This is a genomic window from Gordonia sp. NPDC127522, assembly GCF_042672305.1.
GTDB classification, from domain to species: Bacteria; Actinomycetota; Actinomycetes; order Mycobacteriales; family Mycobacteriaceae; genus Gordonia; species Gordonia hongkongensis.
Genome location: NZ_JBHXVK010000001.1, coordinates 803,295 through 824,618, shown reverse-complemented (window position 1 = coordinate 824,618; position 21,324 = coordinate 803,295). Strand labels below are relative to the sequence as shown.

General features: G+C 68.9%; 18 protein-coding genes and 1 pseudogene. 7 read left to right on the top strand and 12 right to left on the bottom strand.

The features are described 5' to 3' along the window. The first annotated feature begins 217 nt into the window (after positions 1-217). Both sepH and ACFVHY_RS03780 read left to right on the top strand, forming a co-directional pair. Entirely contained in the window at positions 218-1,183 is a 966-nt protein-coding gene (sepH, locus tag ACFVHY_RS03785) for a septation protein SepH (RefSeq protein WP_390268520.1), read from the top strand. Next, positions 1,184-1,951 carry a DUF6928 family protein gene (locus ACFVHY_RS03780; RefSeq protein WP_390268517.1) on the top strand — a complete coding sequence of 256 codons (768 nt, stop codon included), beginning with the start codon at positions 1,184-1,186 and terminating at the stop codon, positions 1,949-1,951. It abuts the gene before it with no gap. Here ACFVHY_RS03780 and ACFVHY_RS03775 read toward each other — a convergent pair. Continuing rightward, complete coding sequence (locus tag ACFVHY_RS03775) at positions 1,948-2,247, bottom strand: DUF2537 domain-containing protein (RefSeq protein ID WP_058251607.1); 300 nt, start codon at positions 2,245-2,247, stop codon at positions 1,948-1,950. The genes ACFVHY_RS03780 and ACFVHY_RS03775 overlap by 4 nt on opposite strands. After that, positions 2,244-3,098 carry an RNA methyltransferase gene (locus ACFVHY_RS03770; protein WP_226512718.1) on the bottom strand — a complete coding sequence of 285 codons (855 nt, stop codon included), beginning with the start codon at positions 3,096-3,098 and terminating at the stop codon, positions 2,244-2,246. Before ACFVHY_RS03770 ends, ACFVHY_RS03775 begins: the two co-directional genes overlap by 4 nt. An 80-nt stretch (positions 3,099-3,178) precedes the next feature. Here ACFVHY_RS03770 and ACFVHY_RS03765 point away from each other — a divergent pair, with 80 nt between their 5' ends. Continuing rightward, the gene (locus ACFVHY_RS03765; protein WP_390268832.1) at positions 3,179-4,402 is read left to right on the top strand and encodes a GNAT family N-acetyltransferase; all 1,224 of its coding nucleotides are present in this window, start codon (positions 3,179-3,181) and stop codon (positions 4,400-4,402) included. 1 nt (position 4,403) lies between these two features. Here the strand turns inward: ACFVHY_RS03765 and ACFVHY_RS03760 are convergent, their stop codons facing one another. Together ACFVHY_RS03760 and ACFVHY_RS03755 are read right to left on the bottom strand one after the other, a co-directional pair. Then, positions 4,404-4,868 carry a MarR family winged helix-turn-helix transcriptional regulator gene (locus ACFVHY_RS03760; RefSeq protein ID WP_390268513.1) on the bottom strand — a complete coding sequence of 155 codons (465 nt, stop codon included), beginning with the start codon at positions 4,866-4,868 and terminating at the stop codon, positions 4,404-4,406. A 105-nt stretch (positions 4,869-4,973) separates the two neighbouring features. Beyond that, positions 4,974-6,542, bottom strand: coding sequence for an NCS2 family permease (locus ACFVHY_RS03755; RefSeq protein ID WP_390268510.1), 1,569 nt, complete (start codon positions 6,540-6,542; stop codon positions 4,974-4,976). Positions 6,543-6,566: 24 nt separating this feature from the next. On the opposite strand from ACFVHY_RS03755, the gene ACFVHY_RS03750 reads away from it, so the two are divergent. Then, positions 6,567-6,815: a DUF2530 domain-containing protein gene (locus ACFVHY_RS03750; protein ID WP_058251612.1), complete on the top strand. Its 249-nt coding sequence runs from the start codon at positions 6,567-6,569 to the stop codon at positions 6,813-6,815. A 65-nt stretch (positions 6,816-6,880) separates the two neighbouring features. Here the strand turns inward: ACFVHY_RS03750 and ACFVHY_RS03745 are convergent. The 4 genes and pseudogenes from ACFVHY_RS03745 to ACFVHY_RS03730 form a co-directional block, all read right to left on the bottom strand. Then, positions 6,881-7,683: pseudogene (locus ACFVHY_RS03745) on the bottom strand (amino acid permease); the annotation flags it as partial. A gap of 12 nt (positions 7,684-7,695) precedes the next feature. Then, the gene (locus tag ACFVHY_RS03740; RefSeq protein WP_390268507.1) at positions 7,696-8,766 is read right to left on the bottom strand and encodes a phosphotransferase family protein; all 1,071 of its coding nucleotides are present in this window, start codon (positions 8,764-8,766) and stop codon (positions 7,696-7,698) included. A gap of 13 nt (positions 8,767-8,779) precedes the next feature. Beyond that, positions 8,780-10,030: an acyl-CoA dehydrogenase family protein gene (locus ACFVHY_RS03735; protein ID WP_390268829.1), complete on the bottom strand. Its 1,251-nt coding sequence runs from the start codon at positions 10,028-10,030 to the stop codon at positions 8,780-8,782. A gap of 70 nt (positions 10,031-10,100) precedes the next feature. Further along, entirely contained in the window at positions 10,101-12,701 is a 2,601-nt protein-coding gene (locus ACFVHY_RS03730) for a PQQ-binding-like beta-propeller repeat protein (protein ID WP_390268504.1), read from the bottom strand. A gap of 327 nt (positions 12,702-13,028) precedes the next feature. Here ACFVHY_RS03730 and ACFVHY_RS03725 point away from each other — a divergent pair, with 327 nt between their 5' ends. Beyond that, positions 13,029-14,288 (top strand): DUF222 domain-containing protein, encoded by a 1,260-nt coding sequence (locus tag ACFVHY_RS03725; protein WP_390268826.1) that lies wholly within the window; start codon positions 13,029-13,031, stop codon positions 14,286-14,288. A 122-nt stretch (positions 14,289-14,410) separates the two neighbouring features. Here ACFVHY_RS03725 and ACFVHY_RS03720 read toward each other — a convergent pair whose 3' ends face one another. Beyond that, a complete protein-coding gene (locus ACFVHY_RS03720; RefSeq protein ID WP_390268501.1) occupies positions 14,411-14,989 on the bottom strand; it encodes a phosphatase PAP2 family protein in 579 nt (192 codons plus the stop codon). A 112-nt stretch (positions 14,990-15,101) separates the two neighbouring features. On the opposite strand from ACFVHY_RS03720, the gene ACFVHY_RS03715 reads away from it, so the two are divergent. Beyond that, positions 15,102-15,824, top strand: a complete 723-nt coding sequence (locus ACFVHY_RS03715; RefSeq protein WP_390268498.1) for a hemerythrin domain-containing protein — start codon at positions 15,102-15,104, stop codon at positions 15,822-15,824. 19 nt (positions 15,825-15,843) lie between these two features. Here ACFVHY_RS03715 and ACFVHY_RS03710 read toward each other — a convergent pair whose 3' ends face one another. Next, positions 15,844-16,983, bottom strand: a complete 1,140-nt coding sequence (locus tag ACFVHY_RS03710) for an acyl-CoA dehydrogenase family protein (protein ID WP_390268495.1) — start codon at positions 16,981-16,983, stop codon at positions 15,844-15,846. An 89-nt stretch (positions 16,984-17,072) separates the two neighbouring features. Between ACFVHY_RS03710 and ACFVHY_RS03705 the strand changes: the two genes are divergently transcribed. After that, complete coding sequence (locus ACFVHY_RS03705) at positions 17,073-17,669, top strand: TetR/AcrR family transcriptional regulator (RefSeq protein ID WP_068971694.1); 597 nt, start codon at positions 17,073-17,075, stop codon at positions 17,667-17,669. On the opposite strand, the gene ACFVHY_RS03700 is transcribed toward ACFVHY_RS03705, so the two are convergent. Together ACFVHY_RS03700 and ACFVHY_RS03695 are read right to left on the bottom strand one after the other, a co-directional pair. Further along, complete coding sequence (locus ACFVHY_RS03700) at positions 17,626-20,442, bottom strand: sacsin N-terminal ATP-binding-like domain-containing protein (RefSeq protein ID WP_390268491.1); 2,817 nt, start codon at positions 20,440-20,442, stop codon at positions 17,626-17,628. The two genes, ACFVHY_RS03705 and ACFVHY_RS03700, sit on opposite strands and share 44 nt — an antisense overlap. A 17-nt stretch (positions 20,443-20,459) precedes the next feature. Further along, positions 20,460-21,266 carry a DUF3027 domain-containing protein gene (locus tag ACFVHY_RS03695; RefSeq protein ID WP_390268488.1) on the bottom strand — a complete coding sequence of 269 codons (807 nt, stop codon included), beginning with the start codon at positions 21,264-21,266 and terminating at the stop codon, positions 20,460-20,462. Positions 21,267-21,324 lie beyond the last annotated feature (58 nt).

The following is a 21,324-nucleotide window of genomic DNA, read 5'->3' as shown; positions in this document are numbered from 1 at the left end:
TCGCCGCCGGCGCGCCGCACAGATCGTTGCGGCGCGCCGGTGGTGCTTCACCGAACCGGTAGCCTGGTTCTCACAGACCACATACGACGCATCGATCGCTGGCGTCGCTTGCGCCCCACGCGTGCTGAACTGCGGTTTTGCCGCGTGTCCCACAGTGAACCGGCAGATCGGTGAGTTAATGTGACCCCAATGCGTGCACCGACCGGAGGAGGAGCAGATGCGTGAGCTCCGCGTCGTCGGGGTGGAAACCGACGGCTCCCATGTCATCTGCCAGGACCCGCAATCGGGCGAGAAATTCCGGATCGCCTCCGACGAACGCCTCCGCGCCGCCGCCCGCGGCGACATCTCACGACTGGGACAGATCGAGATCGAGATGGAGAGTGCATTGCGGCCACGCGAGATCCAGGCACGAATCCGAGCGGGTGCGACCGTCGCCGAGGTGGCGGCCGCAGCCGGGGTGGGTGTGGACAAGATCGAACGCTTCGCCCACCCGGTCCTTCTCGAACGCAGCCGCGCCACCGAACTCGCCGGCGCCGCGCATCCCATCCGCCATGACGGCCCGGCAGTGGCGACCCTGGTCGAGTCGGTCGCCGAGGGACTCCTCGCCTACGGCCAGAATCCCAACGACGCCGACTGGGACGCATGGAAGGGCGACGACGGGTACTGGGTGGTCCAGGTCGCGTGGAGCGTCGGACGTACCGACAACCTGGCGCACTGGCGCTACCAGCCGGGATCGCACGGTGGCAGCGTCGACCCGCTCGACGACCTGGCCGACGAACTCACCCATCCCGAGACCATCGCGCCCCGTCGTCGGCTGACCCCGGTCGCCACCCCCGAAGTCGCGGTCGAGACGACCCCGGACGGACGCGAAGAGGTCACCATCGACGCGGCCTCGATCATCGGTGCGCAGCGCGCCCGGCACGACCGCCGCACCGCGGCCGAGGACGACGGCGCCGTGCCGTTCGACTTCGGATTCGACGACGAGCCGGCGGCCGCCACCGCTGAAGCCTCGGACACGGACGACGCGGCGGCCACTCCCACCGCCGACGACGCCGACGTCGACGCCTCGGTGCCCGCACCGTCGTCCGGCCCCGAACGTCCGCGCCGCAAGAAGGCACGTAAACCGGCTGTCCCGGCGTGGGAGGATGTCCTGCTCGGCGTGCGCAGCAACGGGAACAGCTGAGTGTCCTCCGCGCGCGCGGCCACGGTCTGGTTCATCGACACCGACGACCCGGCCGCGATTCTCCGCTCGCATCCGGCCAACGACTCCCAGCACGCACAGCAGGTCGCGACGACCGTCTTCGGTGACAGCGTCCTGGTCCCGCTCGTCGACACCGACCTCGCGTCCGCTGCCGCGTTCCGCGACACCCACGTCTACGCCGGGTTCTACGGCCCGCTCGCCGTCGTGTCGTGTTCGCTGTTCGAGACGACCACGCCGTCGACGCTGACCCGCGCGCTCGCACGGATCCGCCCCAGCGCGACCACGACCCTCCTCTACACCGAGCCCGACTCCTCACTCGGAGTGTTCGCCCGGTGGGAGTCGGGGACGCTTCGACGCTCCTTCGCCGCCGACCCGGTCACCATCCACGAGGACCACGGCCTGCCGTTCACGTTCGAGAAGCCGTTCTGGGGTGGCGAACACCCGCTCAGCCACGCCGAGGGCGTGCCCACCGCACCCATGTCGCTCCCGTTCCATCCCGCGCACCTCGCCGAGGAATCGAACCGTGCGTGGCTCGGGTTCCGCTACACCCACCCGCTCGCGGAGTCCGATCTCGACCCGGCCCAGATCACCGTCACCTGCTTCGCGTTGCATCCGGCCGAATACGAACCGACCGCGGCCGACTACGAGAACTACCGCGCCGCAACGGCTTCGCGCGCGCGGGAGCGGACGGGATCGCCCGGTCAAGACGCTCGCAAGCGCGGGCGCATCCGCGAGTACTTCGGGTTCTAGGGTGCGGGACGTCCCAGCGCGAGCAGCGCGATCGACGACGCGACCCCGGCGAGGAAGCCGAGCAGCAATCCCCACACGACCCACCGCCACACGGGCCGCGCCCGGAACTCCCAGAGGGTCCACCCGAGTCCGCCCGCGACGACCAGTACGGCGGCGATTCCGAGGAACCGCAGGATCTCGCCGATGAGCAGGTAGACGCCGACCAAGACGAATGCGGCGAACAGGGCGCACGAGGCGCCGACGATCAGCCCCAGGGCCCACGGCGTCGGTTCGACACCCTCCCGCTCGACGGTCACGATCCCATGGTGCCCGACCGGGCGCGCTCGTAGAACGCAACGGCCGCAGCGGTCGCCACGTTCAGCGAGTCGGTGCCCCGGCTCATCGGGATGCGCGCCTTCACGTCGGTGGCCGCCATCGCCGACGCGGTGAGACCGGGGCCCTCCGCACCGACCAGGAAGCCGACCTTCTCGGCGGTGACGGCTTCGGCCAGGGTCACGGCGGCGGGATCGGGCGTCAACGAGACCAGTTGGAAGTCGCGTTCGGCCACCAGGTCCAGTCCGCGCGGCCAGTCGTCGAATCTCGCGAACGGCACGAGCAGTGCATGGCCCATCGACACCCGCACGCATCGGCGGTACAGCGGGTCGGCGCAACCCTGACCGAAAAGCACTGCGTCGACGCCCAATCCGGCGGCGTTGCGGAAGATCGACCCGATGTTCTCGTGGTCGTTCACACCTTCGAGGATCGCAACGGTCCGCGCGCTCTCGAGGACCTCCGGCACCGTGAGCACGGGCGGTCGGCGCGACACGGCGAGCACGCCGCGGTTGAGGTGGAAGCCGACGATCTCGGCCATGACCTCGGCGGTGGCGCGGAAGAACGGGACACCGGCCAGCCCGGGATCACGGAGATCGGCGTCGAGCTCGTCGAGGCGTTTCGCGACACCGAGGAAGGCGTGGGTCGCGAACCGTGACGCGATCATCCGCTGGGCGACGAGAACGCCTTCGGCGATGACCAGACCGCGGCCCGGGCGCCCGCCGGGCAGAACCGGGAGATCGGGCCGTCGGTCGACGGAGTTGAGGTCGCGGAAGTCGTCGACGCGCGGGTCCTCCGGGTCGTCGATGTCGATCACGTTCACTGCGAGCCCGGGCACCGCAACAGTCTGCCACCCGGACGAAACTGGCAGCGCACGGGTGTGAAACTGTGGAGGGCGTGACCAGCGATTCGACTCCGATGTCACGTCTGTCCCTCGCTCGCGCCACCGACGCGGACTGGGCCGACATCATCACCACCGATGCCCGCGCGTTCGCCATGCGCAATCCGCTGCCCGACGACGAGGTCGCCGATCTGCGCGGGAAGGTCGCCGACGACGACGTCGTGCTGGTGCGCGACACCGGGTTGGACACGCAGCCTCTCGTCGGGGTGGCGATGTTCTACCGGATGTCGATGTCACTGCCCGGCGGTGGCGTGTCCGACGCGGCCGGACTGTCGTGGGTCTCGGTGGCGTCGACCCACCGGCGTCGCGGCATCCTCCGCCGCATGCTCACCGAACTCGTCGAGCAGTGGGAATCGGAGAAGTACACCTTCGGAATCCTCACCGCAAGTGAGGGCACCATCTACGAACGCTTCGGCTTCGGACCGGCATGCTTCGCGAACTCGGTGTCGCTGAGCCCGGGCGCCCAGATGCGCGCGGCCCAGCCCGACGATGCCACCGTCCGGTATGCCGACGCCGACGCGGTCGCCGCCGCGATCCCCGACCTCCACGCACGGTGGACGCTGACCACCCCGGGGGCGCTCACCCGCACCCCCGCCTGGTGGAATCCCATCCTGGCCGACCGGGCGTCGGAGCGACCGCTGTCGGCGAGCGGTCTGCACTACCTGCTGCACGCCGACGGCTACGCGAGCTATCGCATCTACAAGGACGAGACCGGCGCGGTGCGCGGCGAGGTCAACGAGGTCTTCGCGGTCACCGACGACGCACACACCGATCTGTGGCGCGTCCTGATCAGCCTCGACCTCATCCCCTCGCTCACCGCGACCATCCCGGTCGACGACCCGCTGTCACAGAAACTCGTGAATCTGCGGTCGGTGTCGGTCACCGGGACCGCCGACACGATGTGGCTGCGCATCCTCGACGTCCCGGCCGCACTCGGCGCCCGTCACTATGCCGCCGACCTGGACGCCGTGATCGAGGTGACCGACGAATTCCGCGGCCACGGAGGAGTTTTCGACATCTCGGTACGCGAGGGCGGCGCGATCGTCGCGCCGGCGAAGTCGGGAGCGACGCCCACCGTCTCGCTCGACATCTCGGTGTTGTCGAGCATCTACCTCGGCGGGATCCGACCCTCGGCCTTCGCGGCGGCGGGACGGCTGCGCGTCGACTCCCCGGCGACGCTGCGTGCACTGGACCATGCGTTCATGACCGACCGCGCACCCTTCTCGGGCACGTTCTTCTGAGTCAAATCGCGCGTGAGCGCGGGACATCGGTGTCGGCCTGCCCGAGGATCTTGTTGGCGATCTGCACGGCCTCGCGCAGGATGTCCCGCTCCTCGGCGGACAGTTCCGCGAGGCGGTCGCTCAACCATGCCTTGCGGGCGGCGAGTTCGTCGGTCACGACTTCGACGCCCTCCGGGGACAACGTCACGATGGCCTGACGGCCGTCGGTGGGATGGGGTTCGCGCTTGATCATCCCGAGATCCGACAGCGAGGCGATGACCCTGGTCATCGACGGCGGACGAACCCGCTCAGCGGCCGCGAGCGCACCTGGTGTCATCGGACCCTCGTGGTGCAGCGTGTTGAGGGCGGACAGCTGAGTGAGCGAGACCAGCTTGTTCTCCCGCCGACCACGGAGTCGGCGCGCCAGGCGCACGACGGCGAGGGACAGGTCGCCGGACAGACTTCCGTCACCATAAGGTGCATGCATTGCCAAATCGTAGGCCAGGAAATCGGCCTCGCTGCCCGCCCGCGGCGAAATTGAACCGGGTGGACGACACCGAAACGGGCAAACCCGGACGAAGGGTCGGCGTCGTCAGCCGATGAGGTCGGAGATCGGTCCGCGCGCGAAGTAGGCGACGAAGACCGCGGCGACGAGCCAGAGCAACGGATGCACGGTGCGCGCCTTGCCCGCCGCGGTCGCCATCACAACCCAGCTGATGAACCCGATGCCGATGCCGTTGGCGATCGAGTAGGTGAAGGGCATCGAGACCACCGTCAGGAACGCCGGCAATGCGTAGTCGAGTCGCTTGAAGTCAACCGTGGCGAGCTGGCCGATCATCATCGCGCCGACCACCACGAGCGCGGGCGCGACCGCCTCGAGCGGGATCACCTCGTAGAGCGGCGTCAGGAACATCGCCACCAGGAACAGCACGCCGGTCACCACATTGGCCAGGCCGGTACGCGCACCTTCGGCGATACCGGACGCGGACTCCACGAAGACCGTGTTCGACGACGCCGAGGCGGCACCGCCGGCGATGGCGCCGGCCCCCTCGACGACGAGCGCTCGGCCGATACCGGGCAGGTTGCCCTTCTCGTCGGCGAGCCCGGCCTCCTTGCCGAGGCCGGTCATCGTGCCCATGGCGTCGAAGAAGTTGGAGAGCACCAGCGCGAAGACCAGCACCGATGCCGCGAGCACACCGATCCGGGTGAACGCGCCGAACAGGTCGACGTCACCGACCAGGCTGAGATCGGGCAGACCGCCGAGGGCGCTGGGGATGTCGGGCACGCTGAGTCCCCAACCGGAGGGGTTGTCGACGCTGGACCCGTAATCGAAGATCCGCTCCAGCACGATCGACAGCACCGTCGTGATGGCGATACCGATCAACAGGCCACCGGGGACCCGACGCACCACCAGGACGCCCATCAGCAGCACCCCGACCGCGAAGATCAGTGTGGGGATCGTGGAGATCGAGTTGTCGCTGCCCAGCTGCACCGGGACGGTGGTGCCGGCGGCATCGGGGATGCGCTTGACGAATCCCGCGTCGACGAAACCGATGAAGGCGATGAACAGACCGATGCCGGCCGCGATCGCGGCTTTCAGTTCGGGGGGCACCGCGTTGAACACCGCAGTGCGGAATCCGGTGACGGCCAGCAGGACGATGATGATGCCGTCGACGACCACCAGACCCATTGCCTCGGGCCAGGTCACCTGCGGCGCGATGGACACCGCCAGCAGGCTGTTGATGCCGAGACCCGCCGCGATCGCGAACGGATAGTTGGCGACCAGGCCGAACAGGATCGACATCACGCCCGCGACGAGCGCGGTGACCGCGGCGACCTGCGCCAGCGGCAGGACGTTGCCCAGGACGTCGGTGTTCTTGTCCCCGCCCGGGATACCGCCGATGATGATCGGGTTGAGCACCACGATGTAGGCCATCGTGAAGAACGTGACCAGGCCACCGCGGAACTCGCGGTTGATCGTCGAACCGCGTTCGGAGATCTTGAAGAACCGGTCGAGCGGGCCGCGCGGGACCGCAGAATCCGGCCCCGGGGTGGTCGCGGGAAAGTCGGGCTCGGTGGGGAGGTTCCCCTTCGACATGTCCGCACCCGGGGTGTCGGAGGACCTCAGATCGCGAGACTCACTCGGCTCATCGTGTGGCACGTTCCGAAAGCTACCCTGTTGTCCATGTCCACGACACTCGAGATCCCCGAACTCCCCCGCGCGTTGCGCGCCCCGGAGCCGGTCATCGTGGTCGGGATGATCGGGTGGGTGGTGGCGACGGTGATCGTCGCCCTGACCGATCTCGGTGGCGACCGCGCGCTGCCGGTCTGCCTGGTGGGCCTGGCCGTCGGTCTGCTCGGGACGACGATCGTCCTCGTCCAGCGCGCCGGTGTCCGACGCGGTGATCGAGGCGCGCAGGAAGGTCTCGACTAGCTTCTGTCCGGTTCGGCCCTGTCCGGTTCTGCCCTGTCCGGATTTGCGGCCGCGGCGAATTCGTCGACCGCGACCGGCACCTCGAGGCGTCCGAGACTGAACCCACCGGACTTACGCTCCAGACGCTTTCGAACGACCAGGTACAGCACGACGGTCCCGGCGTAGATGAGCGCCGGCAGGATCGTCGACGCGATGATCGGCTCGATCAGCGCCGCCCCGGGCAGGGCCACCATCAGCACCACCCCGACGCCGAGGATGAGCAGCGGCCGGCACCGGGGTCTGGGTCCGGGGGTTCACCCTGGCCATCAGCCGGTGCGCCGGGAAGCGACGATCGCGGGCCATCGCGAAGACCTGCCGGGCGCAGGCCGCCATCACCACCATGGCGGCGCCCGAACATCGCGAAGACGATGCAGGCGAGCAGGATTCGCTCGGCGGCCGGCCCGAGTTGTTCCCGGATGATCGCGGCGACCGGCGACCCGTCGGCCGTCACCGCCCGGACGTCCTCGATCGCCGTGGTCAGGACGATGAGGAAGACCAGTCCCAGGACCGCGGCGGCCACCACCGATCCGACGATCGCCCGGGGCACGCTGCGGAACGGATCCTTCGCCTCTGCGGCGAGGTTGGCCGCGACCGCGCCGGAGGTGAACAGGCCGAGCAACCGGGTCGAGGCGATCACCGGCACGGCCTGGATGACGAGCACGACGAGCGTGATGACGCGGGCGACGTCTTCGTCCTCGGCCATCCCGCCGAGCGGCATCAGCGCCTGACTGGCCAGCGCGTTGTCCATGGCGACCACGCCGATCGCGAGGTACCAGAAGCTCGGCCAGCCGAAGAACCAACCGATCTTCGGGTTCGCCGGCCTCGACGACCCGTCGGGTGGTTACACGAGCAGGTCGTCCAGCCGTTGCGCGATGATCCCGACCGCGTATCCGAGACGTTCGAACGCCTTGTTGGTGGTCTGGCCGTGGTAGTAGCGGTAGTAGATCTGCTGGGCGATCACCCCCGCCCGGAACAGTCCGAACACCTCATACCAGCGCCAGCGTTCCGGCGTCATGTCGAATCCCATGCGCTCGCAATAGTTCTCGACGAACTCGGCACGACTGAGCATGCCGGGCAGGTGCGTCGGGACACGTCGCATGAGCTGCATGGCATCCGGGTCGTCGGCCTGGATCCAGTAGGCCATCGAACCCGCGACATCCATCAGGGGATCGCCGAGGGTCGCCATCTCCCAGTCCAGGATGCCGATCACCCGGGTGGGATCGTCCTTGTCGAGGACGACGTTGTCGAGCTTGAAGTCGTTGTGGATGACGCAGTTGGCGACGTCATCGGGCTGGTTGTCGGCCAGCCACGTCATCGTCGACTCGAAGTCGGGCACGTCGTCGGTGTGCGCGTTGCGGAACCGCGCCGACCAGCCCTCGACCTGCCGTCGCACATAACCCGGCCCCTTGCCGAGATCGGCGAGTCCGGTCGTGCTCGGATCGACCGAGTGGACCTCGACCAGGGTGTCGATGAAGTTCAGACAGAGCCGGCGTGCCTGCTCGGCGTCGAGCGGGACGTCGGCGGGCCACTCGGTCCGCGGGATGACACCGTCGATGCGGCCCATCACGTAGAAGTCCGCGCCCAGGACCGACTCGTCGTCGCAGAAGGCGATCATCGGCGCGATGTAGCGGATGGCGGTCGCGAGTTCGGACTGGATCCGGTACTCGCGTGCCATGTCGTGCGCGCCCCGCGCCTTGGTACCCCGGGGCGCCCGGCGCAGGATCAGATCCCTGGACGGGTAGCGCAGCAGGTACGTGAGATTGGAAGCGCCACCGCCGAATTGACGGACCTCCGGCACGGCGTCGAGACCGGTCGGGTCCGCGGCGTTGGCCTCCAGCCACTTCGCCATCGCCTCGACGTCGAATGCATCCTCGGCGCGGACGTCGCCCGCGCCGGCCACCTCGTTGGTCATCCTCGTCTCCCGATCAGCGGTACTTGCCGAACTCGATGCGGGCAACCACGTTGCGGTGCACCTCGTCCGGACCGTCGGCGAGTCGGAGCGACCGCGCGCCCACCCACGCCTGCGCGAGCGGGAAGTCGTCGGTGAGACCGGCGCCGCCGTGTAACTGGATGGCGAGGTCGATCACGTCGAGAGCCATGTTGGGTACCTCGACCTTGATCTCGCTGACCGCCGAGAGGGCTTCGCGGGACATGCCCTGGTCGAGCAACCAGGCCGCGTGGTGGACGAGGAGTCGCGATCGGTTGATCGCGATGCGAGCGTCGGCGATGCGCTCGCTGTTGCCACCGAGCCGTGCGAGCTGCTTGCCGAACGCCTCCCGCGAGAGTGCCCGACGCACACCGAGTTCCAGCGCCCGCTCGGCGAGTCCGATCGCCCGCATGCAGTGGTGCACGCGACCCGGACCGAGCCGACCCTGGGCGATCTCGAAGGCGCGGCCGGGTCCGAGCAGGATGTTCGACGCCGGGACGCGCACGTTGTCGAAGCTGACCTCGCCGTGGCCGAACGGCTCGTCGAAGTAGCCCATGGTGGTGAGCATCCGGTCGATCGTGACGCCGGGGGCGTCGATCGGGATGAGGACCATCGTGTGCCGCGACTTCCGGTCGGCCTCGGCGTCGGTGACGCCCATGAAGATGAGGACCTTGCAGTCCGGGTGGCCGACACCGGTGGAGAACCACTTGGTCCCGTTGATGACCACGTCATCGCCGTCGAGCACGGCGGTCGCGGCCATGTTGGTGGCGTCCGACGACGCGACGGCCGGCTCGGTCATGCAGAAGGCGCTGCGGATCTCGGCGGTCAGAAGGGGTTCGAGCCACTGTGTGCGCTGCTCGTCGGTGCCGTAGCGCAGCAACACCTCCATGTTGCCGGTGTCGGGCGCATTGCAGTTGAAGATCACCGGCGCGAGCCCGGACGATCCCATCGCCTCCGCGATCGGCGCATACTCGGAGTTGGTCAACCCGGCGCCGCCGTCGGTGCCGAAGTCGGCGGCATAGCGGCCGGCGTGCTCGGCGGGCAGGAAGAGGTTCCACAACCCCTCCGAGCGGGCCTTCTTCTGCAGTTCGGCGATGATCGGCGACGGCGTCCACGGGTTGCCGTTCTCGTCGCGGCGGGTCTTGATGTCCCGATGGATCTCGGGTTCGACCGGCTCGATCTCGGTGGTCACGAAGGTGCGCACGCGTTCGGTGAGTTCGGCCGACCGCGCTGACGGAGAGAAATCCATACCCGACCGTATCGCGATGAACCGATTACTCGTCATCGTTCCGAACAAACCGGCGCGGCGTCGGGCGCCGTCACTTCCAGTACAAGGTCGTCTGCTCCGGTCCGGCCGTGGTGCTCACCAGTTTCGCGAAGCAGTTGTCCGGGCCGAATCCCTGGGCGCGACACCAGTTGTTGGCCTCGACCGGGCCCGGGAAGGTCGCCGCGGCCACCGTCACCCACCAGCCGCGGTACGAGAACACCGGCCACTCGTCGCTCCACAGGAGCCGAACGTCGTTGAATCGCAACCGGAGTGCCAGGAACTCGTCGAGGATGGCCTGGTCGGTCCAGGTCCGCCCCTCGGCAACGAGACCCGGCCGTTTGGAGCTCAGCTGCGCCACCCACCGGTTGTTCAGGTTCGCCACGATGAATGCCCGATCGGCGTCGGCCTGCAGACGGAGGGCGCTGACGCTGCTCGCCGTCACGTCGGCTCCGGCCGGGAACGACGCCCCGGTGGCGGTCGACGACGCGGCCGTTCCCGACTGCGGAGTCGCGAGCTTCGGCGCGGCCCCGGAGGTCGGGCCCTTGTCGCAGTCGACGAGGTAGCGGGCGTCGCCGGCCGCACTCCCCTGGGCACCGAGCGTGTCCGGCAGCCGGAAGAAGCTCCCGGGCGGATAGGTGAGTTCCATCGTCAGCGCCTCGCCCGCCCCGTCGAGCGAGGGCACCGCGACCGGCGCCCGCTGGAAGTCGAAGTTCCCCGACGCGACGATGCCGCTGCCGTCGGAGATGGTGATGCGTGTCTGCGGCCCGTACAGGACGTCGCCGCCCGGACACTTCGCGGTGACCTTCATCGTCACGCCCAGCCCACCCGCCGACGTGCGGAACGACTGCGGCGTGAACACTGGGGGCGCCCCGCACGGCGTGACGTACTCGGGTTCGCCGCCGTCGGCGGTGCCGGCCTCGCGAGTCGTGCCCGGAACGATGGCCTCCGGACCGGTGGGCGCGAAGCCGGTGATCGTGGTCGCGGTCATCGTGATCAGGCGGTCGCCGACGGCGAACGTCAATGCCGGACGCGGTTCGGTGACACCCGCGGCGGGGGCATTGCCGATTGTGGACGGGGGCACCGACCACACTGGCGCACCGCCCACCAGATCCAGGGCGGTCACGCCGCCGTCGGCCATGGGCGCGATGAGGCGTTCGCCGTCGGTGACGGCGTGGCCGGTCGACCCGTAGACCGGCCCGGTCGGAGTCGTCCACAACGTCTGGCCGGAGATGGCATCGACTGCAGTGACAGCGTCGTGCGTCGTCCACACGACTTCACGGTCATCGGCCAGCACGACGGTCGGCGAGGTGTGGGCCGGGAGATCAGTCGTCGTCCAGATCCGCGCCCCGTCCGCGACGTCGGTGTATGCACCGTCGATGAGCACACGCCCGCTCTGGGTCGGAGTCATGACAGCAGCGGACTCCACGCTCACACCCGCCAAGTCGCTGGATGTGCCGTCCGGCCGGACCACGACGACCGGACCATTCGTCGGTGTGCCGCTTGTCATGCTGCCCGTCACCACGAGGACCGATCCGTCCGGGCGTGGCACCATCCCGGTCCGGCCCGGACTCGTGAAGATCACCCGGCCGTCGTCGGCCGAGATGACGGCGACCACGCCGTCGGCGCTCGCGACGAGCTCGTCGGTGGCGATGAACTGCGAGGCGTCCCCGCTCGGAAGCGCTTCGGGCAGGTCGATCGTGCGCTGCCACTCCACGCCTCCTGGCGTCACCTTGTGGAACACGACCTGGCGTTCGTTGCCACCACTGAAATCGCGGACGAACGCCGCCTTCCCGTTGAACGCGATCCCGAACGCCTGCGGCGGAGCGGGAGCACGGCCGATCTCGCGACCTGTCCGGACGTCGACGAAATACGCGGCGCCCCGACCCAGGCAGGCGATGGTGCTGTCCACGATGGAGTCCGAGCACCCGGACACCAGTTCGCCGAACGACCACGTCCGGCCGGACTCGGCGTCTATCCCGACGGGCCGCAGTGCCGGGCCGTTCGTGGAGTCACCTACCTGCACGAGCGTCACCAATGTGTGGTCGTCGTGGACCGCACCCTGAGTCCTGTACGTCGCCTCGAGCGGCAGACCGGAGACGTACCCCGTACCACCCAACGAACTCGCGTCGACGCTCCAGGCGGGACTCGGCGCGGTCGGGAACGAACCGGTGAGCTGACCGGCGACGAGGTCCGGAGTGTCGTCGGAATTGCCACTCGACGAGGACACCTTCCACCACACGACGCCCCCGAGGACCAGCGCGAGGACACAGACCAACGCGACGCCCGTGATCAGGTACGCGCGCCGATTGGACCTGCGCGGGTACCCGGGCTGGGGATATCCGGGCTGGGGGTACCCCGGTCGTGGATAACCCGGCGGTGGGTAGCCCGGCGGCGGGTAGCCCGGCGGCGGGTAGCCGTACTGGGGCTGTCCGGGTGGCGGCGAATAGCCAGTCGGCGGTTGTTGATACGGCGGTGGGTACTGCGGCGTCGGGCCCGTCTGCGTGGCGCCGTAGGGGTCCGGCGCCGGGGCCTTGTTCAGCGACACCCCCGGGACCACCGTCGGGCGGGCAGGTTGGATCGTCGTCGGCGACTCGTCCCGGTCGGCTGGTCCGGGCACGGTCGCGTCATCGTCGGGTGGCCCCGGATTCGACATCCGTCCAGTGAATCCCAGTCCGACGCCGTTCGACTGTCCCCCACCCGGGGGAATTTCGGCGGCCGCTCACGCCGACCGAGCAGCTCCCGCATCTGCACAGCGAGCCCGGGTGCGCCCCGCCGGCTGAGTAGCTCGCGCTCCCCGAGCGACCCCGAGCGACCGTCGAGGCCTTCGTTCGTGACAAACCCACCACTTTTCGACCGGAAATCGAAACGGGTGTGACTGAAGTTCATCACTGTCAACGATCAACGCGCATTCAACGAAATCGACTGCACAGTCGACAATTTCGGGATCTCGAGCCTGTGGAGAAACCTCGTGATCGAACGAATGTTCCTGTACCTTGGAGTCATGCCAGAGCTCGCCACTCTCCTCGATCAGCTCATCGAAACCACACCACCCGCCGATGACCCCACGGGCAGAGCGACGTTCGACGCCCTCGAGACGCTGCGTTTGATCCGCAACACCGTCGACCACCAGATCGTCACCCACACATCGCAACTCGGCGAACTCCGTATCGCCCAGAAAGCCGGCAGCACCACCAAGAAGCTGCTGATCGAGTCAGGCCATGCGCCGGCCGCCGCTCTTCGCACCATGCGGAGTGTCGATGCCCTGCCGACGTTGCCGGCCCTGGCGCGTCACGCCGCCGACGGGCGGCTGTCCAGCGAGATCGTCGATGCCATCATTCGTGGAATGAACCAGATCGAGAAGTGCTGCGCCGACGGCATTTCCGATGACGAGCGCTCCGAGTACGAGATCGAGCTCATCGCCCAAGCACTGTCGGGCGCGACACCGGCAGAAGTGCTCAAGTTCGCCCGAGCCGTCGCCAACGGCCTTGCCGACGCTTCCGATACCGGAGTCCCCGCCGCCGCCGACCCATCGCTGAACTCGGTGAACGCCCACACCACCGACGACGGCCGCGTCGAAATCCGGGCCGACCTCACCCAGATCGTCGGCGAGAAGTTCCAGGCCATGATCGACGAACGATCGTGTCCACGGCCCGAACCCGACGGCGCCGAAGATCGTCGCACCGCCGAGCAGCGCCGTGCCGACGCTTTCGAGTTGATCCTCGACCAAGCCGCGATCGGCGCGACCATCGATACCGTCGGAAGTCCACGCACGCAACTGATGCTGACCATCCCCGCCACCGGAGAACTCGCAACGCTGCCGTGGACCGGGACGGTCAGCCATGCCACCGCGAAACAGGTCTCCTGCGACGGATCCCTGACCGAGATCGTCCTCGACAGTGAGGGCGTACCGCTGCAGATGGGTCACACCCGTCGGTTGTATCCGGCACACCTCCGCAAGGCAATCATCGTCCGCGACGCCTGCTGCATCAAATGCGGTGCGCCGCCGTCCCATACACAGGTGCATCACATCAAGTCGTGGGCCGACGGCGGACCCACCGACCTCGACAACGGCTGCCTGCTGTGTCAACGCTGCCACACCCAGGTCCACCACCACGGCTGGGACATTGTCATGGGCTTCGACCGCCACCCCTGGCTCATCCCACCCGTGTCGATCGATCCGCACCGCCGACCGCTACCCGCCTACAACCGACGCACCATGCGACTCGACGACGCCGCCTGACCGGCCGTCCGACACACACTTTCGCGTAGCACCTTCCGCACCCGGGCCACACCCCGGGACCGCATCAGTCCCTTGACAACTCCACAGTGAACCCGGCCGGGTACCGCGCTGGGCGTGACCTATTACCGGTCCCCGGCGAGACCACCGGAGCCACGGCGTGATTCGTACCCGAGCAATATCCAGGTACAGAACACCACCCAGATCGCCCCGAACAACCATCCGGCCACGACGTCCGTGGCCCAGTGCACGGCGAGTTGTATTCGGGTGAGGCCGACGAGGATCGACAGCACGGGGGCGATCACGAGGATCCAGCGATGCGCCCGCACCCAGGGCGAGCAACGAAACGCCGCGACAGCGAACAGCCCGAACACGACCATCGTCATCATCGCGTGCCCGGAGGGGAACGAGAAGGTGTCGATGTTCAGTAGACGTTCTTCGACGGGTGGCCGGTCCCGCGCGAACGAGTACTTGAGTGCCTGCATCAGACCGTATCCGAAAAGCACTCCGGCGCCGACGAAGACCGCGTCGACTCGGTGCCGGGTCACGGCGAGTGTCACCACGACCGCACATGTCAGCACCACCATCGTCACCGTGTTGCCGAGTACCGTCACCACTTCGGCGATCGAGACCCACGGCTCCGACCGGTTCTCGACCACCCAGTTCAGGATGTCCTCGTCGATCGTCGTCGGAGAGGGGAACATTCCGTCACCCTATCCAGGCGTCGCTCAAGTCGCCCTCAAGTACGTCGCAAGCGTCGGCGTCGACAGTGGTCATCGAACCAGCCCGACCCCCGTACCGATGAGGACCCGCACGATGACGACCCACCCCGCCCACACCGCTCACCCGATCCAGCTCCGGCTCCCCGGCCAGGCGGCAGCGCCCGACGGACCGCTCGACCCGTTCATGATGTACGTCCTGCACCACGGATTCCGGCGAGACCTCGCCGACTTCGCCGCGACCGTCCCGGCCACCCCCGTCGACGACGCGGGGACCTGGCGTGCGCTCTCCCGTCGATGGGCGATGTTCGCCCATGCGCTGCACCACCACCACACCGGCGAGGACCTGGAACTGTGGCCGCTGCTGCTCGAGCGGTGCGACAACGCCGAGGCGGAGATCCTGCAGGCGATGGAGGCCGAGCACGACGAGATCGATCCGCTGCTCGAAGAGTGTGCGGCCGGCTTCGCCCGGATGGCCGAGCGCGCCGACGAACAGACCCGGGCCGACCTCGCGGACGCGCTGCACCGCGCCCAGGCGGTCCTCGGCAGGCACCTGGCCCATGAGGAGACCGATGCGATCGCCATCGTGCAGCGCCGCTTGACGCCGCAGGACTGGGACGCCTTCGAGGAGAAGATGAGCAAGCGCGCGGGTCTGGCCGAGACCCTGCGGACGTGCCCGCTGATGGCGAAAGGGCTGACCGGTCCCGACCGCGACGCGGTCTACGCCCGCATCCCCGCCGTCCTGCGGCTGATGATCAGACTCGGCGGACCGAAGTTCCGGCGCCTCGACGACCGCGCGTTCTACTACAACCCACGCTGAACACCGACGGCCGGCGAACTCACCGCGCCAGCGACCGACCGATCACCAACCGCTGGATCTGGTTGGTGCCCTCGAAGATCTGGGTGATCTTCGCTTCGCGCATGTAGCGCTCGACCGGGAAGTCCCGGGTGTAGCCGTAACCGCCGAACACCTGGACCGCATCGGTGGTGACCTTCATCGCGGCGTCGGTGGCCACCAGTTTGGCGGTCGCCGCCGCGCGCGTGTAGTCGATGCCGGCGTCGCGGCGTCGAGCGGCGTCGAGGTAGGTCGCGCGGGCCGAGTCGACCGCGGCGGCCATGTCGGCGAGCACGAACGACAGCCCCTGGTGGTCGATGATCTTGCGGCCGAACGCGGCTCGTTCCTGCGCGTAGTCGACGGCGGCGTCGAGCGCCGCCTGCGCCAGGCCGGTGGCCACCGCAGCGATGCCCAGGCGTCCGGAATCAAGCGCGGAGAAGGCGATCTGCAGCCCCTGCCCCTCCGCCCCCAGCCGGCGTCCCTCCTCGACGAACGCGTCGTCGTAGGTGGCGCCGGTCGTCGGGACCGCATGCAGACCCATCTTGTCCTCGGGCTTGCCGAAGCTGAGCCCCTCGGTGTCCCGGGCGACGAAGAAGCAGGAAACCCCCTTGGAACCCTCACCGGTGCGGGCGAAGACGTTGTACACATCGGCGATGCCGCCGTGCGTGATCCACGCCTTCGAACCCGTCATCGAGTAACCGCCGTCGGTCGATACGGCGCGGCACGCGAGCGCCGCGGCGTCGGATCCGGCCTGGGGTTCGCTCAGACTGTAGGCACCGATCAGCCTGCCGTTCAACAGATCTGGCAGCCACTGCTGCTTCTGTTCGTCGGTGCCGAAGTTGAACAGCGGATGGCAGGCCAGCCCGTGCACGCTGACCGCCACGGCGACCGCAGCCCAGCGCGCGCCCAGCTCCTCGAGCACCTGCAAGTAGACCTCATACGGCTGGCCGCCGCCGTCCCACTCCGTCGGGTACGGCAGCCCGAGCAACCCCGCCACACCCAATTCGGCGAACAACCCGTCCGGGTACTGGCGGTCCTTCTCGTGCTGGTCGACGATCGGCGCCATGCGCTTGTCGGCGATGTCGCGGACCAGCGCGATCAGGTCGCGCGCCTCGTCGTTGGGGAGCAGGCGATCGACCGGCATTCCAGACCTCCAGGGTTACGAAACTAGTACTCAGGTCCTCTGCACAGTACTATTTCGGGCAGCGAAGGTACAGCCGGAAAGGAGCAGGCATGGCGACCCAGGGTTTCGCCACCCGCCGACGGGCCGCGCTGTTCGACGCCCTTCTCGAACTGATCCTGCGTGAAGGGTTCGCGCACCTGTCGATCGGTTCCATCGCCGCCGAACTCCGTTGCTCGAAGTCGACGCTGTACACCCTTGCCGCCAGCAAGGAACAACTGGTCACCGCCACCGTGACGCACTTCTTCCGCAGCGCGACCGAACAGGTCGAGTCACGGGTCGCGGCGTCGTCGAGTCCGCGCGAACGGGTCATCGTCTACCTGGTGGCGGTGGGCGAGGCACTCGCACCGGCCTCGGAGGCGTTCATGCGCGATCTCGACGCGTTCGAACCGGCACGCGCGCTGTACGAGCGCAACACCGCGGCGGCATCGTCCCGGGTCCAAGCGCTCATCGCCGACGGGGTGTCGGCCGGCGAGTTCCGCAACGTCGACGCCGCGTTCGCCGCCGACCTCGCCTCATCGATGATGAGCCGGATCCAGCGTCGCGAGGTGTGGGCCGCGACCGGACTCGACGACGCGGCCGCCTACCGCCAGCTCGCGTCGATCCTCACCGCGGGGATCGACGCCGGCCCGGACGCTCGAGGTGGGTGACACCCGCGTCGTCGACCCACCATTCGACCCGCACTTCCCGTGCGACATCGGGGCCGTCTCCGCCGTCGTTGCTGCGCAACGCGATCCACAGTTCGTCGTGTAGCCGGACATCGCCGTGCGGGATCTCGATCCCCCGCGACGCCCCGAAGCGCACCACCGCCGGGTGCGCCCAGCCGACCGCCTCCCCCGGCGCGGACACCGACGCCGAATACTCCTCGCTCGCGAGCGGCAGGTCGAGCAGCGTGCCCAGCAGGTCGGCGTCGGCCGAGACCACGGTGGGTCCGGCGAGTACCGCCTCGTCGTCGGCCAGCGCCTGCAGGAACCACGGCCGGTCGACGACCACCGCGCGGTCGGCGGTTGTGCCGGCGAGGGTGCGCACCCGCTCAGGCACCTCGACGTCGTGCGCATCGACGATGCCGCTCCGGCACGCCGCGACGACGGCGGCATACACGGACACCGTTGCGCCCGCAGTGATCACACGCTCCCGATCGCCGAGCCGGGTCAGCAGCAGCGTCGCGTCGTCGGCGGAGTCGGGTTCCAGCCGGGCGAGGGCGCCGGCGAGCTCGTCGGCATACGGGTGGTCGAGGGGATCGATGATGTTCTCGAGAACCTCATCCGACGGCGATCGGTACTCCCCCAGCAGCAGACCGTCGATCTCCGCATGGCGTCGTAACCACCACGCGGTGTAGCCCGTCCGGTCGGCGAGCAGCGGCCGGATCCGTTCGTCGGTGGCCATCATGGTCAACGCCTCCGGCCAGCGCCGGTCCTCGATCAGGTCGAGATCCCGCACTGCACTGAGCTTCTCGGGCGCGTCCGGGAGGGTGGCCCACCAGTCCTCCTCGTCGGGCAGGTCATGCTCGGGCGCGACGGGCAGGTCGTCGTCGACGGTCACGAAACCCCAGCCGACGCCGATCCGCCGCAGTTCCTCGACGCCGCACTCGGCGACCACCTCGGCGTCGACCACACCGAACGGGTGATCGTCGACCAAGACCTCGAGCAGCGGGCTGCCCGGCAGCAGGAGTTCGTCGGCCGGCCGCAACTCGCCGTCGGCATCGGGGAGGGCGAGCGTCGAGAGCCACGACGGCACCTGTGCTTCCGGATCGGCCCGCAACACCGCACACACCTCGACGGCGAGCCGGTCATCGTCGGGGCCGGCCGCATCGAAGTCGACATCGTCGACGAGGCTGCGCAGCGCCGGGTCCGAGACCGCCTGCGCGACCGTCAGATCCGCGACGCCGAGTCGGGTCAGCAGTTCGTGGCGCGCCTCGGGATGCACGGTGGGAATCCACCGCATGGGGGTCGAGATCCGGTCACTGACATAGAGTCCGCGCACCCCGATCGCCATCCGTCCGTCCGATCTCGGGATCGGCAGGGCACCGAGTTCCTCCACCTCGCGGCCGGTCGACACCAGGGGCGACAGGGCGTCGTACAGGTCGTGCCACCACGACGGTTCACGGTCGACGCCGACGAGACGTTCGGCGAGCTCCGCGAGCCCGAGCTCCGACACACCCAGCCGGCCCAGCGTCGGGAGATGTTGTGTCAGCGACAGATCCGGGTGGATCAGGTCAGCGAACAGGTCGCCGAGTATCCCTGCGAGCCGATCGGTCAGACCCACGAGCATCACCCCGCGCGGCGGCACCAGGTCGGCACCGGCCGCCGCCGGAAGCCACGCGACATCCCGCAGTTCGCGACGAACCGCCTCGACCAGACGCGCGTCGTCGGGATTACGCGCGAGATGCAGTTCGGGTACCAGCTCGACCCTGCGCACCGGTTCGACGAGCCGCACGAGATCGACGTAACCCGCTGCTGCGTCGCCGATCTCGGCACGTGGATGGAGGTGCCGTCGATCCGGCGTGAGTGCCAGGTCGGTGATACACCGGCACGGCAGGCTGAGTTCGATGTCGGTGGGCGTGGGGGCGCGCAGGACCTCGCCGGCCGCCGCGGGCTCACCGTCGGCGTCGACGAGCCAGCGGGTGCCGCCCCGGGCGACCTCGAGCCAGCGGCGCGTCGACGGCAGGTCGGTCGCGTCCGGCGCACCGGCGACGGACACCGTCGTCACGACCGAGCGCGCGGTATCGTCGTCGACGTCCGGCCCCGCCGACCGTTCGGCCGACACCTCGACATCACCGACGCTGATGTGTTGCAGCGCAGTCAGTTCGACGATTAGATCCGGCGCCTGGCCGAGCATGGCGTCGAGGAGCGGTCCGGGTTCCTCGCGGAGGTGCAGGACCACCTCGGTGTCGAAGCCATCGGTCGGCGTCTGATCCGTCGGCCACACCAGCCGCAGCACCGGCACGTCCGCGGGCCCGTCGACAGAGATCCCGGCAGCTCGCGCAGCGTCCATCGCGTCTTCTCGGTCGAAGACCACCGACCCACTGCGCGAACGGATCTCGATTCGATCGGCGACCGTCGCGGTGGCGGTGAAGCCGACCCCGAACCGCCCGATCTGCCGGGCGCCCGAGTCGTCCGCGGCCTTCGCCGACACCCGCAACGCGGCGAGTGAACGCACCCCCGCATCGGTTAGCGGGGCGCCGGTGTTGGCGACATGCAACTCGGTGCCGTCCACCCAGACCGCCAGCCGGCCCTCGACACCGGCCGCCGCGGCCGCGTCGGCGGCGTTCGCGGCCAGTTCGGTCAGCAGTCGATCCCGGTAGCCGACGGTCACCAGATCCGCTTCGGCGGCCGCGTCCTCGGCCAACCGGGTCGGCGACGCCGCCCACGCATCCAGGGTCGACGACCGCAATGTCGCGGTGCCGAACGGATCGTCGGTCACGGTCGGTTCGCGCCGGATCAGGTCCGGGCCGGTTCCGCGTCCCGGGAGATCTCGACGACCTCGATCGCGCCGTCGTCGTAGGCGTCGTACGCGGGCGATCCGTTCCCCTTGGGGCCCTGCACGTCCGAGTGCGCACCGCATCCGTATTCGGCCGACACCACGCGCCCGTCGGCCGCCAGTTCGTTGGTGCAGGCGCCGAAGCCGGCGCGCAGCGCACCCGCGAGCGGGACGTAGAAACCACAGGTACAGCACGAGTACGGCGCGGCCTGCGCCATCTCCGAGCCGGGACCGAAGTCGCCGTCGTACCAGCGCTGCGCAGCCTCGGCGCGGCCCTCCGGGCTCAGGAGTCTCTTGCGGCCGAGGCCCAGCTCGCCCGCGACCTGACCGACGTCGTCGGGTTCCACGGACTCGGACTCGAATCGGAACTCGTCGCCGGTGTCGATCTGGTTCGGCACGAGACGCGGGTCGTCGGGTTCGGCGGCGAGCAGATCGCCCGGTGCGAGATCGCCCGACGCGACCCGCTCCGACCACGGCACCCACGGCGGCGCGAGCAGCGAGCCGTCACCCGGAAGCAGCACGACCTCGCTGAGCGTGATCTCGTCGCTGCCCGGGGAACCCGCCAGCACGACGCACCACTGCCAGCCCCGGTAGCCCGTGAGCTCGGCATCGAAGTAGTGCGCGGCGGCCCAGTCGCCCTCGGCGACACTGCGCCGGTGCGCGCCGGGCCGCTGACCTTCCTCGAGCAGCGCGGAACGAGCGATGTCGACGGCTGCCAGCAGCCGTTCGGCGTCACCGTGCCGTTCGCCGTCACCAACCTGAGTCACCGCTCCAGTGTGCAATACCGCCGACGTGTGCCACACAACCGACCCGCTTCAAGCGACC

Coding starts and splice junctions, on each gene's coding strand:
- sepH (WP_390268520.1), top strand. CDS start 218: ATGCGTGAGCTCCGCGTCGTCGGGGTGGAAACCGACGGCTCCCATGTC.
- ACFVHY_RS03765 (WP_390268832.1), top strand. CDS start 3,179: ATGTCACGTCTGTCCCTCGCTCGCGCCACCGACGCGGACTGGGCCGAC.
- ACFVHY_RS03760 (WP_390268513.1), bottom strand. CDS start 4,868: ATGCATGCACCTTATGGTGACGGAAGTCTGTCCGGCGACCTGTCCCTC.
- ACFVHY_RS03750 (WP_058251612.1), top strand. CDS start 6,567: ATGTCCACGACACTCGAGATCCCCGAACTCCCCCGCGCGTTGCGCGCC.
- ACFVHY_RS03740 (WP_390268507.1), bottom strand. CDS start 8,766: ATGACCAACGAGGTGGCCGGCGCGGGCGACGTCCGCGCCGAGGATGCA.
- ACFVHY_RS03735 (WP_390268829.1), bottom strand. CDS start 10,030: ATGGATTTCTCTCCGTCAGCGCGGTCGGCCGAACTCACCGAACGCGTG.
- ACFVHY_RS03730 (WP_390268504.1), bottom strand. CDS start 12,701: ATGTCGAATCCGGGGCCACCCGACGATGACGCGACCGTGCCCGGACCA.
- ACFVHY_RS03725 (WP_390268826.1), top strand. CDS start 13,029: ATGTTCCTGTACCTTGGAGTCATGCCAGAGCTCGCCACTCTCCTCGAT.
- ACFVHY_RS03720 (WP_390268501.1), bottom strand. CDS start 14,989: ATGTTCCCCTCTCCGACGACGATCGACGAGGACATCCTGAACTGGGTG.
- ACFVHY_RS03715 (WP_390268498.1), top strand. CDS start 15,102: ATGACGACCCACCCCGCCCACACCGCTCACCCGATCCAGCTCCGGCTC.
- ACFVHY_RS03710 (WP_390268495.1), bottom strand. CDS start 16,983: ATGCCGGTCGATCGCCTGCTCCCCAACGACGAGGCGCGCGACCTGATC.
- ACFVHY_RS03705 (WP_068971694.1), top strand. CDS start 17,073: ATGGCGACCCAGGGTTTCGCCACCCGCCGACGGGCCGCGCTGTTCGAC.